The organism is Bradyrhizobium sp. B120, assembly GCF_049075665.1.
Lineage (GTDB): Bacteria > Pseudomonadota > Alphaproteobacteria > Rhizobiales > Xanthobacteraceae > Bradyrhizobium.
In genome coordinates, this window is sequence record NZ_CP185242.1 from 5,092,779 (window position 1) to 5,105,418 (window position 12,640).

At 64.6% G+C, this 12,640-nt stretch carries 12 protein-coding genes and 1 tRNA gene; 7 read left to right on the top strand and 6 right to left on the bottom strand.

From position 1 onward, the window contains the following. A complete protein-coding gene (locus tag ACOIX3_RS23480) occupies window positions 1-1,482 on the top strand; it encodes a cryptochrome/photolyase family protein (RefSeq protein ID WP_420964486.1) in 1,482 nt (493 codons plus the stop codon). On the opposite strand, the gene ACOIX3_RS23485 is transcribed toward ACOIX3_RS23480, so the two are convergent. After that, a complete protein-coding gene (locus ACOIX3_RS23485; RefSeq protein WP_420964487.1) occupies window positions 1,479-2,351 on the bottom strand; it encodes a DMT family transporter in 873 nt (290 codons plus the stop codon). The genes ACOIX3_RS23480 and ACOIX3_RS23485 overlap by 4 nt on opposite strands. 362 nt (window positions 2,352-2,713) lie before the next feature. After that, window positions 2,714-4,279, bottom strand: coding sequence for a winged helix-turn-helix domain-containing tetratricopeptide repeat protein (locus ACOIX3_RS23490; protein ID WP_420964488.1), 1,566 nt, complete (start codon window positions 4,277-4,279; stop codon window positions 2,714-2,716). Between ACOIX3_RS23490 and ACOIX3_RS23495 the strand changes: the two genes are divergently transcribed. Both ACOIX3_RS23495 and ACOIX3_RS23500 read left to right on the top strand, forming a co-directional pair. After that, window positions 4,278-5,591, top strand: coding sequence for an acyl-CoA dehydrogenase family protein (locus ACOIX3_RS23495; protein WP_420964489.1), 1,314 nt, complete (start codon window positions 4,278-4,280; stop codon window positions 5,589-5,591). The two genes, ACOIX3_RS23490 and ACOIX3_RS23495, sit on opposite strands and share 2 nt — an antisense overlap. After that, window positions 5,588-6,523, top strand: a complete 936-nt coding sequence (locus ACOIX3_RS23500; protein WP_420964490.1) for a GNAT family N-acetyltransferase — start codon at window positions 5,588-5,590, stop codon at window positions 6,521-6,523. Before ACOIX3_RS23495 ends, ACOIX3_RS23500 begins: the two co-directional genes overlap by 4 nt. Before the next feature lie 41 nt (window positions 6,524-6,564). Here ACOIX3_RS23500 and ACOIX3_RS23505 read toward each other — a convergent pair whose 3' ends face one another. The 3 genes from ACOIX3_RS23505 to ACOIX3_RS23515 form a co-directional block, all read right to left on the bottom strand. Next, window positions 6,565-6,939 (bottom strand): hypothetical protein, encoded by a 375-nt coding sequence (locus tag ACOIX3_RS23505; RefSeq protein ID WP_420964491.1) that lies wholly within the window; start codon window positions 6,937-6,939, stop codon window positions 6,565-6,567. Window positions 6,940-7,811: 872 nt separating this feature from the next. After that, on the bottom strand, window positions 7,812-7,934 hold the full coding sequence (locus ACOIX3_RS23510) for a hypothetical protein (protein WP_256459054.1): 123 nt from the start codon (window positions 7,932-7,934) through the stop codon (window positions 7,812-7,814). Window positions 7,935-8,168: 234 nt separating this feature from the next. Next, the gene (locus tag ACOIX3_RS23515; RefSeq protein ID WP_223967421.1) at window positions 8,169-8,615 is read right to left on the bottom strand and encodes a hypothetical protein; all 447 of its coding nucleotides are present in this window, start codon (window positions 8,613-8,615) and stop codon (window positions 8,169-8,171) included. A 222-nt stretch (window positions 8,616-8,837) separates the two neighbouring features. On the opposite strand from ACOIX3_RS23515, the gene ACOIX3_RS23520 reads away from it, so the two are divergent. The 3 genes from ACOIX3_RS23520 to ACOIX3_RS23530 all read left to right on the top strand — a co-directional run bounded on the left by ACOIX3_RS23520 (window position 8,838) and on the right by ACOIX3_RS23530 (window position 10,293). Beyond that, a complete protein-coding gene (locus tag ACOIX3_RS23520; RefSeq protein ID WP_420964492.1) occupies window positions 8,838-9,122 on the top strand; it encodes a hypothetical protein in 285 nt (94 codons plus the stop codon). Window positions 9,123-9,207: 85 nt separating this feature from the next. Further along, window positions 9,208-9,284, top strand: a tRNA-Arg gene (locus ACOIX3_RS23525). Window positions 9,285-9,561: 277 nt separating this feature from the next. Beyond that, on the top strand, window positions 9,562-10,293 hold the full coding sequence (locus ACOIX3_RS23530; protein ID WP_420964493.1) for a sterol desaturase family protein: 732 nt from the start codon (window positions 9,562-9,564) through the stop codon (window positions 10,291-10,293). On the opposite strand, the gene ACOIX3_RS23535 is transcribed toward ACOIX3_RS23530, so the two are convergent. Continuing rightward, the gene (locus ACOIX3_RS23535) at window positions 10,290-11,300 is read right to left on the bottom strand and encodes a helix-turn-helix domain-containing protein (RefSeq protein ID WP_420964494.1); all 1,011 of its coding nucleotides are present in this window, start codon (window positions 11,298-11,300) and stop codon (window positions 10,290-10,292) included. The two genes, ACOIX3_RS23530 and ACOIX3_RS23535, sit on opposite strands and share 4 nt — an antisense overlap. 154 nt (window positions 11,301-11,454) lie before the next feature. On the opposite strand from ACOIX3_RS23535, the gene ACOIX3_RS23540 reads away from it, so the two are divergent. Further along, window positions 11,455-12,600, top strand: coding sequence for an alkane 1-monooxygenase (locus tag ACOIX3_RS23540; RefSeq protein ID WP_420964495.1), 1,146 nt, complete (start codon window positions 11,455-11,457; stop codon window positions 12,598-12,600). Window positions 12,601-12,640: the final 40 nt, after the last annotated feature.

A 12,640-nucleotide genomic window follows, 5' to 3' on the forward strand; every position in this document is an offset into this window, starting at 1 on the left:
TTGGTACGCAGCGTCCGGGTGGCCCGCGCACGGCCTGTTATCGTCTGGTTCCGTGACGATCTGCGGCTGTCGGATCACCCGGCCCTGCATGAAGCGGCCAGCCGCGGCGCGCCCGTGGTTGGCCTCTTTATCCGCGACGAAGCAAGCAGTGCCCTGAGACCTCGAGCCGCGCGTCCCCTCGGGGGCGCGACGCGCTGGTGGCTGGCGCAGTCGCTGCGCGCACTCCGCAAGAGCCTTGAGGCGATCGGCGGAACGCTGGTGCTGCGCACCGGACCGGCGGCTTCCGTGATCGCCACGCTAGCGCGCGACATCCATGTGGGCGCCGTGTTCTGGAACGACATCGCACAGGCGCCGCATCAGGCGATTGCCGCAGACGTTGAATCCGCGCTCGCAAGCGACGGAATAGACTCGCAGATTTTCCCTGGCGACCTGCTCGTCGAACCCAGGGCCATCCGCAACAAGGACAACCGTGGCCTGCGCGTCTTCACGCCATTCTGGCGGCGCGTGCAGGCGCTCGGCGATCCGCCAAAGCCGCTGCCGGCGCCGAAGAAGCTCACACCCGTCAGCGGCGTCGCGAGCGAACCCGTCGACGATTGGGATCTCGAACCGACACGGCCGGATTGGGCCGGCGGCCTGCGCGACACCTGGACTCCGGGCGAAGCCGCGGCGCAGACACGGCTGAAGGCGTTCCTCGACGAGAATATCAGCGGCTACAGCGACGACCGCGACCGGCCCGGCCGCGACGGCACCTCGCGCCTCTCCCCGCATCTGCGCTTCGGCGAGATCAGCCCCCGCCAGGTCTGGTACGCCGCCCGCTTCGCCGCCGCCGAGCAGCCGCGCCTTGCCGGCGATATCGACAAATTCCTCAGCGAGCTCGGCTGGCGCGAGTTCTGCCGCCACCTGCTGTTCGATGTGCCTGATATGGCGGATCGGAATCTGCAGGCGCAGTTCGATGCGTTTCCGTGGAAGCGCGACGCCCGTGCCTTCAAGGCCTGGCAGCGCGGCCTGACCGGCTATCCGATCGTCGATGCCGGTATGCGCGAGCTCTGGCACAGCGGCGTGATGCACAACCGGGTGCGGATGGTAGTCGCCTCATTCCTGGTGAAACACCTGCTGATCGACTGGCGCGCCGGCGAACAATGGTTCTGGGACACGCTGGTCGATGCCGATGCCGGCTCCAATCCGGCGAACTGGCAATGGGTCGCCGGCTCCGGCGCCGATGCCGCGCCGTATTTCCGCGTCTTCAATCCGATCCTGCAGGGCGAGAAATTCGATCCGGAAGGCGCCTATGTCAGGCGCTGGGTGCCGGAGCTCGCGCAGCTTCCCAACGACCTGCTCCATCAGCCATGGACCGCGACGCCGATCGAGCTTGCAAGCGCCGGCGTCGAACTCGGCAAGACCTATCCGCAGCCGATCGTCGACCACAAGCAGGGCCGCGAGCGTGCGCTGGCCGCGTACGCGAAAATCCGCCGCAAGGATTAAGTGCGGCGGTTGACCACCAGCACCGCGGCGGCGCAGGCCGCCATGCCGGCGATCGATACCGGCTCGAGCCGCTCGCCGAACAGGATGTAGGCCATCAGCGCGGTCACCGCCGGCACCAGATAGAACAGGCTCGCGACCGAGGTCGCAGCATGGTGTCGGATCAGCCAGTACAATAGCCCAATCGAGCCGATCGACAGCGCGAACACCAGCCAGGCGATCGCCAGCACGAACTCGCTGGTCCAATGCACGACATTGGTCTCGAACAGCCAGGCGCCGATGCCGAAGAAGATCGTCACCGCGATGTACTGCACCAGATTGCCGGCGCGCCAGTCGATCTGGTTGCAGTAACGGCGCTGGTACAGCGTGCCAAGTGTGATGCTGATCAGCGAGACGCCGGAGGCAAGCCAGCCCCACCCTGCATCGCCCGTCATCGGCCGGTTGTGCAGGATCAGCACGACGCCGGCGAGGCCGAGCACAAGCCCGCCCCATTGCAGCGGCGTGACGCGCTCCCCTAACCAGCGGTTGGCGATGGTCGAGGTCAGGATCGGCTGCAGGCCCGGGATCAACGCCGAGAGCCCTGCGGGAATCGAATGCGCGATCGCAATCGCGGTGCCGCCGAGATAGAAGCCGTGCACCAGAATGCCGGCCACCGCACTGTGGAAGACACCTGTCCGGTCCGGCCATTTCGGCCGTGCGACCGCGGCGATGCCAGCCATCACCACCACCACGAACGCCATCCGGATCGCCAGGTAGGTCAGCGGCTCCGCATTGTTGATGACGTATTTGGTGCCGATGAATCCCGTGCTCCACAGCACGACAAAAATCGCCGGCGCCAGACGAGCGGCAGTTTCCTCGAAGCTCTTGTTCATTGCAGGCCGTCATTGCCTGAAGAAGAGGCAGCGGGCAATCGCGAATTTTTGCGTGGGTGGCGGGCGAGCCCGCCGCTGTAAGCAGGTGGCGCCTCACCCACAGTGTCGTCCCTGCGAAAGCAGGGACCCATACTCCGTGGCGGATGTTTTGAAAGGGACTCGTCGTCCCAGCGACCTTCAACGATAACCATCGGTGGTTATGGGTCCCTGCGTTCGCAGGGACGAGACTGAACGTGTTGCACCGACTGCTAGCCACACATTCGCATTCTCGCGACATGATCTGGCGTGATACGCACCACGTGACGACACCCGGACGCAGCGCAGGTCAACTCGCAGGTTCGAGAACCAAGCGGCTGTGAGCGTCAACCGGTGAGACCCGCCTTGCGCAATCCATCGAGGAAATGTTCGCGGTCGGAGGGATGGCGATACCGTTCGGCTCTGGCCTGGGCGAGGTCGAGCGTTCTCGCGGGCGCGGTGTTGCCATTCGCATTCAGTTCGCGACACCGTTGGCTGACGAAAGCATCAGCCGCGGCCTGCGCCTCGCCGAGGCGTCCCATTTGCGCATAGCAGGCTGCAAGGAGGCCGTGCGACCACCTGTCGAACGACCGCGCCTCCATCACCGCCTTGACCGCCTGCCCGTACTCGCGCCCTGAATAGAGGGCAAGCGCGTGATACCAGTGGTACAGGTTGGGCGGAAACGGATTGAGCCGCTTGGCTGTCCCGATCCACATCAGCGCCTCGCGCCACCGTCCCCAGTAGACCAGGATGTTGGCGAAAACGGCGGCGACATCGGCATCATTTGGATTGAGCGCGAGCGCGCGGCTGAAATGGATTTCGGCCGTGGCGTCATCTTTCAGCAGGAACAGCAACTGAGCGAAGACGCCATGAGACCAGGCGTCGCCGTCCTCGATATCGAGCGCGTTCTCGATCTCGCTCCGCGCCTCGCCCAGAGTTGCGGTGGTGGGTGATTCGAGAAACACGTCACAGACGATGGTCCAGGCGATGTTGACGTGGGCGCGGGCATATTGCGGGTCAAGCGCGACGGCGCCTCGAAAATATTCTCGGGCCTGCGCCATGGCATCCACGGTCAATTGACGCCATCGCTCGTTTCCGAGCAGGACCAGATCATAGGCGGTAATGCTGGAGGTCGGCTTGCGTCTGGCGACCTCGCGGCCGGCGTCCTCCATCCGGCCCGGCAGCGCCGCGACGATCGCCCGTACAATCTCGTCCTGCAGCGCGAAGATGTCGTCGAGATCGCGGTCGTAGCGCTCGGTCCAGAGATTGTAGCCGCTCGCAGCATCGAGCAGTTGGATGGTCACCCGCACACGGCTGCCGATCTTGCGCACACTGCCTTCGGCCACGTAGCGGACGCCGAGCTCGCGGCCAACCCGTTTGACCTCGGCTGTCTTGCCTTTGTAGGCGAAGCTGGAGTGACGGGCGACGACGAATAGTGACCTGAACCGCGACAGTTCGGCGATGATGTCGCCCGTGATCCCGTCGGAAAAATACTCCTGCGCGGGATCGCCGCTCAGATTCGACAACGGAAGCACCGCGAGCGACGGCTTGCCGGACAGCGCCGGCTCGGGCGTTACGGAGGAGCCCGGTTCGGCTACCATCGCAACCGGCGGGCCGACATAGCGATAGCCGCGACGCGGTAGCGTCTCGATCCAGGTCGCGCCTCCGTCGATGTCGGCAAATACCTTCCACAAGGCAGCGATCTGCACGGTCAGGTTGCTCTCCTCGATCGCAAGCCCCGGCCAGGCCGCCTCCATCAACGCATCCTTGGAAACCGGCGATCCGGCCCGCTCGACAAGCAGCCGAAGCAGCATCACCGCCCGCCGCCCGAGCGCGACCGGTTCGGACTCCCGGAACAGCATCTCGGCCCCGGCGTCGAGGCGGAAGGGACCGAATTCGTGGAGTGTCGCCATGGCTGCGGAGACTACATTTTTTGCAACTTTTTCGGAATGGATTCAGGACCTCGGGGAAGCGGACGATCAGGCTGCAGCGGAGCTGAACCTCGAGGAGAACCCGATGCGCGATCCAGGCTATGCGGCGAAAGCGGACGGCCCGACGGCCCGTCCCGGTCCCGAAGTGAATGCCGGTGACCCCGCCCACGTTTGCCGCGTGCTCGAGGCCGTCCAGGCGTTGGCCCCGCTCATCGCTGCGCAGCGCAACGCATTCGACAGCGGACGGCGGTTGCCGGACGCGGTTTTCGCCGCATTGGCGGATGCCGGCCTGTTCCGCCTGTGGCTGCCGCAAGCGCTCGGCGGACCCGAACTGTCTCCCTTCGCCTTCATGCGCGTCGTCGAAGCCGCCTCGGCGCTCGATGGCTCCGTCGGCTGGCTGGTCGGCAATGGCGCCGGCATGAGCCGGATCGGCGGCTACCTCGATGAGGCCGTCGCACGTGAGTGGTATGCCGACCCGCGCGCCTTTGTCGCAAGCGCAACCGGCGCGGTCGGCACGGCGACCGCCGTCGCAGGCGGCTATCGCGTTTCCGGGCGCTGGCCGTTCGGCAGCGGCGCGCATCACGCGACGCGCTTCATGGCGCTGGCCAGCGTCAGGCCCGACGATCCGGCTTCGCCGCTGCTCTGCTGCTATCTCGGGCGGGCGGATGTCACCATCCTCGACAACTGGCATGTGTCCGGACTGCGCGGCACCGGCAGTTGCGATTTCGAGGCGCGGGATATCTTCGTGCCGGCCGCTCACGCCCATCCCTTTCTCGGGCTGCAACCGACCCAGCCCGGACTGCTCTATCGCATGCCGCCATCATCGGTGTTCGCGTGGAGCATCTGCGGGGTGCCGCTCGGCATCGCGTCCGGCGCCATGACCTCGTTCGCGGAGCTCGCCAAAGGCCGCTCCGGAAACCGAACCGCTCTCCGCGATCGCGAAATCGTTCAGGCGACGGTCGGGCGGACCAGAGCGATGCTTCGCGCCGCCCGTGCGCTTCTGATCGATGCCATGACCGAATTGATGGCCGCAACCGACACGGGCGGCCAACGGCTGGTGGAGGCACGCGCGGACATTCGGATCGCCAACGCACATGCGGCGGAGACTGCGACGTCCGTCACCGAGATGCTGGCCGCCAGCGCGGGCGCCGTCGCTATCTTCGAGACCTGCGCCCTGGAGCGTGCGGTCGGCGATGTGCGCGCCGCCGCGAAGCATATCGCGATGAGTCCGAACAATTACGTCACCGCCGGCCGGCTGGCGCTCGGGCTCGATCCCGGCACGGCGAGGTTTTGACCATCATCCGGCCACCAACGGAGCTGCCCATGTCAGTGGTCTGCCGGCCGGCACGCACGCAGGATCTGGAATTCGCCGACGCCCTCGTCGTCTCCAGCATCAACGATCTCACGGAACGGCACGGCTTCGGCCCGATGGCGGTTTCGTCTCCGCCTAATTTCCAGTTGTTTTGCATGAAGGACGATCCCGATGGCCTCTGGGTGGCGGAGGAGAACGAGCGGATCCTCGGCTTCGCCTGGAGCTGGGTCTGCGGCGACATGTGGTTTCTGGCGCAGCTGTTCGTGTCGCCCGATCAGCAGGGGCGGAGCATCGGCAACGAACTGATCAAGCGGACCATCGAGCACGCCGGGAAATCGGGCGCGTCCAACAGGGTGCTCATCACCTTCAGCTTCAACACGGTATCGCAGGGGCTCTACATCCGTCACGGACTGCTTCCGCGATTCCCTATCTACAGTGTCAGTGCATCGCGCGACCAGTTGATCGGTCATTTGCACGGTCCCCAATACGACGTCACACCGCTCAAGCCGGAGGCCTCGACCCTGCGCCGCCTCGCGCAGGCAGACCAGCGGACCCTTGGTGTCTCGCGCGAAAAGCATCATCGCTATCTGCTCAATGAGGGCGCGGCGACCGGGTTCAATCTCCACGATGGAAAAGACTGGATCGGCTATGCCTATGTGGACGCCGGTGGTCATATCGGACCGCTCGCGGTCATGGAGCCGCACGCGGTCGCTCCGGCCTTGAGAACAGCGTTGTACCTGGCGGCCGGAAGCGGCGCGTCACGGATATCGGCATTCCTGCCCGGTGCGAGCAAGGCGGCGCTTGATGCCGCAATGGCGCACGGAATGCGGATCAAGTGTCCGATGCTGCTGATGTCGTCGCGAGAATTCGGCAATTGGAGCCAGTATCTGCCGCGCAATCCGGGTTTCATGTGACCCGCGCGGGTCTCGATTCGACCGTCGCATGGCGCCGATCGTCATCTGAGGTGATACTTCCTGCCGTTGGTGTTCGGGTTGGTATTGTCGCTGGTCGAGAACATCAAGGCCGGCCCGAAATAGCCCCAGCGATCCCGGTAAAGTCCAAATCGGCCGGTGCCCTTGTCGATGATCTCTTGCTGGGTGCTGTTCGCCGGGCCGAGAAGCCTGTCATCTTCATACAGCCGGGCAGTCTCGATCTTGCCATCCACGTATTTGACGGGGACGAGAAACGCATGCCCCTGATAAAAGTGAAAGGTGCCGCGCAGCAGTTGTCTGTCGATCGGGCTCGCCGGAACCAGATAGAGCAATGCACTCGACACCAGGGCAAAAAGCATCGATCCGATCACGATGCGCGTATTGGCGGATATCCTCAACGGCACTTTCCCCGGGCTCTTGCTTGCCACGCGTCTCTGTAGCGCGCAGCTTCATCGCAGACAACCGACGGGCATCCGACATCGCGTGCAAGAAGGCGCTCGGCAAGCCGCCGGCGAAATATCTCAGCGACGTCGTGCAAGGCAGCGGTTTGGCCTTTGCGGCGTGATGCACGCCGACGCAGCCTCCGAAGTTAGGAACACTCGCCCAACACAGGCGTTTTCAAGCCATCGGACGCGCCGCGCGCGAGCGGGTCAGCCAATGTCACACAGCGAGCTGGCACCTCACCGAACCAGACAACAATTCAGGATGGGCCCGTGGTCGAATCCGGCAGGATTTCTCGCGTTCGCTGCGTCGACAACACGTTGCAGCGGGACACGCTCTCGCTCGGGCGCGTCTACGACGTGACGGGGGATAGCGAACGTGACGGTTACTACGAGCTCAGTGGACTAGGCCGCTTCAGCCGGTCCAGATTCCAGGTGGTAGAACCGAACGACGACAAGGCCGGTGTCCAGCGGACGCCCAGGTAAAGATAGCCAGGGAGACCCGCCTACGGACCGTCGTTGCACCCGCCGGAAGGCGATACCGGGCGCTTAAGGCCGCACCTCGCAAATGCGTGATCAGGCGCCCCCACCGGTTGCCTTCATTTGGGCACGTATCGGGAACAGGCTGCGGAACCAGGACGCAAAGGCGGCCGGCGCAGGGGGTGCCTGCAATTGACGTATCGATCCCACAGCAGCTGGCAGGACGTGGATCTGCGCAATCTCGTTCGGGTCATCTCGGCCTGCACCCTCGGACTCTGGGCATTTGCGGCCGGCCTCCTGATCGGGACCTTCCTGTTTTCATGACTGGCTTGGTGGACCCGCCGCCCGGTCTACCCGCCGCTCAGGTGATGTGCGGCGACGAACAGGACGAGCGCGCTCAGCACCAACGCTGACGCGGCGCCGGCAACGCCGCGGGCGAGTTCAGCCTTCGAAAGATTGGACCTGGTTGCCATCACAACCTCCTGCGCGGGCGAGCTGAGGCCGGTCCGTTCCGGCGGTGAGGCTCGCTCTCGCTGCTCGGACCACCATCGCATCACGAGGATGAACGCATCATGAGCAAAACGAATGGCCCGTGCTTGCTGGTTCCGAATTCTGACCGCTGGGTTTTGGTTCGCGGGCACTGGCCGCACGCGGCAAGCACGCAGAGCCGCGCTGGACGAAGGTCCGGAGCGCGCGAGCGTCCGCGCCTACCACTCTTCCGGACAGGGATCGACGATCTTCCAGAGATCGACGCCGTTCTTTATCTTCTTCATCTCGGTGGTGAGCCCGCCGTTGCGGCGGATCCAGTCCTTCACCGTATCGGGATAATAGGACATCAGGTCGGAGGTGCCCTCGAGGCTGGTGACCTTGATGCCGAAGGTGAAAGCCTTGTCGTAATAGGCCTGGTGGAAGCCGATGCTGGCCTTCGGCGTCACGCAGATCTTGTTCAGCGGCACGATGCCAAACACCAGCGTGCAGGCCGAATTGCAGATGCCGTCGATCACGACGCGCTCACGGCGCTCGCGGATCTGCTTGTACTTGGCCTTGTACTCCTCGACATACCCGCCATGGTCGCGCGTGATGTGCAAAACGGCCCGCGCTGGCGTAACCGCCAGAACCGAGAGCAGCAAAGCGACAAGGGGCGTGATGCGCATGGAATGTTCGAAACCGAGGGAAAGGCGGCCCGGGCGGACCTGACCGCAAGACTCTGGCCGGACTGTGTTGGCAATCCGTTAAGCATCCCCAAAAAGGCAAAATTTGGCGCGCTGTGACCGATTTCCCGCAGCTTTTGGCCGGAATCCGGGTTAAATGAAGTGTTAGAGGACCTTGGACCGGCTGGAGAAGCCGATTCCAGCGTGAATGCCAGGAGGCCGCCAATGACCAAGACCAAGCTGCTCGCCGCCCTCGCCGTGACCGTTTCCCTGGCCATCCCGGCCCTCACCCCGGCTGCAGCGGCCGACCTCTCCGCCACCCCGCGCCATCACCGGCATCACCACCACGCGCATTGGGGCCTGCCCTACCACATCAGCTATCTGCACAATTACGGCCCGGGCCCGGCCGCCGGCAGCTTCGCCTTTTATGACGGCCCGTCGACCAACAAGTGCTACCAGGGCTCGGCTGCCTATATCGGCCAGGATCGTCGCCGGCACCCCTGCTTCTGAGCTCAAAGCAAGGCCGGCGGGAGGCGTGGACGCCGTGCCGTCCCTGCTGGCCCCGACAGCCCAAGTCTGATAATCGACCCGCGACGCGCTCGTAGCTCAGCTGGATAGAGCATCGGATTTCGATTCCGAGGGTCGGGAGTTCGAATCTCTCCGAGCGCGCCATCGGCGCACCACCCAAATCGATTGGACTTGCCTGGTTTCTGACGCCCCCGGCGACATGGAACCGGGCCGATTAACGCTCCCGCGGTTTGGGCTTCCCTTCCCCTTGACGCTCTTAGGCGCCGGGGTGATAGGCTACCGGCATTTCAAACGGCCATTTTGAATGAACGATTTATCGGGATTGAAGCAGCTATTGCTCGTGGTTTTGATCTTCGTGCCTTTCGAGCGACTGCTCGCCGCGAGGCCGCAGAAGATTCTCCGGCGTGGCCTGCTGACCGACATGGCCTTCCTGTTCCTCAACGGGTGGCTGGTGTTCGCGGGCGTGATCGCCATCATGGCGGTGGCCACTCTGATCAAGCAGTCGATCCTGCCGGCAGCGGTGACGCAGACGATCGGCGATCTTCCGTATCTGGTGCAAGTGCCCATCGTGATCCTGATCGCGGACCTCGGGGTCTACTGGACGCATCGCATCCTGCACGTCGTGCCTGCCCTATGGGAAATCCATTCCGTTCATCACGCGGTCGAGGAGCTGGATTGGCTCGCCGCGATTCACCAGCACCCGCTCGACGTGATGTTCATGAAGGCCGGGGCGCTATTTCCGCTTTACGCACTCGGTTTCTCCGCGGAAGCGATCGCCACTTACCTTGTCATCTACTTTTGGCAGACTTGGCTGGTTCACGCCAACGTGCGCCTGAACTACGGACCACTGCGACACATCCTGGTGTCGCCGGAATTCCACCACTGGCACCACAGCAGCGAGACCGCAGCCAGGGACAAGAACTTTGCCGGATTCATTGCGATCTACGATGTGCTGTTCGGCAGCGCCTACCTTCCGAAGGGTCAGGATCCCAAGGCATTCGGCGTCGATCATCCGATGCCCACCAATTATCTGGCGCTGCTGGCCTACCCGTTCGTCGCGTGGGTCTCGAAACATAAACGCAGCGACCCGTCAGCCGCCCAACCACATGGTGGAGAGCCTGCGCAGCCGCGCCAGAGCGCGCCGCTGAGCTAGCTGCGCAAACTCTTCTCGCCGAACCAGCGCCGGCAGGCGCGGCTGAAGCTCGTGGCGTCGGTGTAGCCGAGCGCGGCCGCCATCTCGTCGCGCGACCGTGTATCGGCCGCGAGCATTGTCCGGGCGCGCTCGCGCAGCACGCCGTCGAGCAGCGGCCTGAAGGCGCAGCCCGCCTCCGCCAGCCGCCGCACCAGCGTCCGCCGCGAGGTGCCGACGAGGCGCGCGGCCTCCTCCTCGCCGAGCCGCTGCGGCAGCCGCGCCGCAATCAGGCTCCCGACGATCCGCGCCAGCGCCGCGGTGTCCGAGCGCGGCTTCTCGATCTCCTCGAGCGCCTCGATCGCCTTGGCGTGCAATTCCGGATCGGCAAACGGCGAAGGCCGCGCGCATAGCCGCTTCGGCACGTCGAAGATGAACGCGGCGGCGTTGAACTTCACGGCGCAGGAATAATGCTGCATCAGCCGCTCTGCGCCCACAGGCGGCGGCCACGGGAACTGCAAGGTCGCCTGATCGATCGCATCCTCGAGCAGCTGCACATAGACCGCATGCACGTTGAGGCTGACCGCCAGCGCCACGGCGCGCCACAGCGCACCGTCCATGGCGACCGCAGGAGAGATTTCAATCTGGATCGAGCGCGGCGTCGTGCGCAGCCGGTTGCGGATGAAGGGCGCGCGGGTCGACCCGAAACGCGCGCCGGTGTTGAGCGCATCCGCGATGGTGGGCGCCGTCCTGGTCGCGACGTCGAGCGCGCCCTGCAGCGATGTCGACCAGACCGCCGCGGCCGACAACGGCCACAGCTCACCATGCCGGCGGGTGATGTTGGCGGCGAGGATCACCAGCGACGACACCGGCATGTGAGCGCCGGGCTGGTCGAGCACGTCCTGCTCGATTGCAGTGCCCTGCAGCAGTTCGTCGCGTTCGCCCCGCGTCTTGCCGAACGCCCGCACCAGCGCCCGCGCATAGCTCACGGACACCGGCGTGCGAAGGACATCGGCCTCCGATCCCTGCATTGCCTCGGCGCCCTCCCTCGCGAACGTCCAGCCGCTTGGCGCAAAATGCCACAAAATTGGCCTGTTGGGAACTGGCGGCGCAGGCCCGCCTCGCGGCATCCTCAGGGCAACAACGGCGAACGCCGCCTCGACAAGAGATGCTGGAGGGAATGCGATGATCTTCACGGGCACCAACGCCGCTGGCGAAACGATCACCTATCGGGACGGCAAGCGCTATCTGTGGATGCTCTCGTTCATCCCACCGCTGATCCCGCTCTTGTCCTACTGGCTCTTCCTGCGGACGCACAATCCGTTGGTGACGCTGATTCCGTTCGTCTTCATCTTCATCCTGATCCCGCTGCTCGATGTCCTGTTCGGCGAAGACACCCACAATCCGCCGGCCGAAGTGGTCGCCGCGATGGAGGCCGATCCCTATTATCTGCGGCTGGCGCGCATCACCGTGGTGTTTCCCTGGATCAACTACGTCGCCCTGATCGCCTTCTTCGGCACGCAGGAGCTGCCGTGGTGGTCCTATGTCGCTTTGCTGCTCGGCGTCGGCACCATCAATGGCGGCGCGCTCCTGATCGGACACGAGCTCGGCCACAAGGCTGATCGGCTCAACATCTTGTTCGGCATGCTCGCCAATTGCGCGGTCGGCTACGCCCATTTCCGCGTCGAGCATAATCGCGGCCATCACACCTGGGTCGCGACCCCCGAAGATCCCGCCAGCGCGCGGTTCGGAGAATCGATCTATGCGTTTGCGACGCGCGAGCTGCCGGGCGCGTTCAAGCGCGGCTGGCGCAATGAGGCCGAGCGACTGACCCGGCGCGGCGAGCCGGTCTGGTCGGTCAACAACGAGATCCTGCAAGGCTTTGCGCTGACGCTCGTCGTCGCGGCGATTCTGATTGCGTTGTTCGGCTGGAAGGTCGCGCCGTTCATCGTCGCGCATCATTTCCTCGGTTGGTATGCGCTGACCCAGGCCAATTATGTCGAGCACTACGGGCTGCTGCGCGAGAAGTTGCCGAACGGCCGCTACCAGGCGGTCGAGCCACGCCACTCCTGGAACACCAACCACATCGTCTCGAACCTGATGACGTTTCATCTGCAGCGTCATTCCGATCACCACGCCAACCCGATGCGCCCCTACCAGTCACTGCGCGATTTCGACGACATCCCGCGGCTGCCGAACGGCTACACCGGCATGTTCGGCCTTGCTGCGATCCCGCCGCTCTGGTTCCGCGTGATGGATCCGAAGACGCTGGCGTGGGCCGGCGGCGACAAGAGCAAGCTCAATCTCGGCGAGCGACCGGCGAATGCGTGATTGCAGATATTGCCCGGCCTGCGAGCAGGCCGGGCAATCG

Coding starts and splice junctions, on each gene's coding strand:
- ACOIX3_RS23495 (WP_420964489.1), top strand. CDS start 4,278: ATGGCTGCGGAGACTACATTTTTTGCAACTTTTTCGGAATGGATTCAG.
- ACOIX3_RS23510 (WP_256459054.1), bottom strand. CDS start 7,934: ATGGCAACCAGGTCCAATCTTTCGAAGGCTGAACTCGCCCGCGGCGTT.
- ACOIX3_RS23520 (WP_420964492.1), top strand. CDS start 8,838: ATGACCAAGACCAAGCTGCTCGCCGCCCTCGCCGTGACCGTTTCCCTG.
- ACOIX3_RS23530 (WP_420964493.1), top strand. CDS start 9,562: ATGGCCTTCCTGTTCCTCAACGGGTGGCTGGTGTTCGCGGGCGTGATC.
- ACOIX3_RS23485 (WP_420964487.1), bottom strand. CDS start 2,351: ATGAACAAGAGCTTCGAGGAAACTGCCGCTCGTCTGGCGCCGGCGATT.
- ACOIX3_RS23535 (WP_420964494.1), bottom strand. CDS start 11,300: ATGCAGGGATCGGAGGCCGATGTCCTTCGCACGCCGGTGTCCGTGAGC.
- ACOIX3_RS23490 (WP_420964488.1), bottom strand. CDS start 4,279: ATGGCGACACTCCACGAATTCGGTCCCTTCCGCCTCGACGCCGGGGCC.
- ACOIX3_RS23540 (WP_420964495.1), top strand. CDS start 11,455: ATGATCTTCACGGGCACCAACGCCGCTGGCGAAACGATCACCTATCGG.
- ACOIX3_RS23515 (WP_223967421.1), bottom strand. CDS start 8,615: ATGCGCATCACGCCCCTTGTCGCTTTGCTGCTCTCGGTTCTGGCGGTT.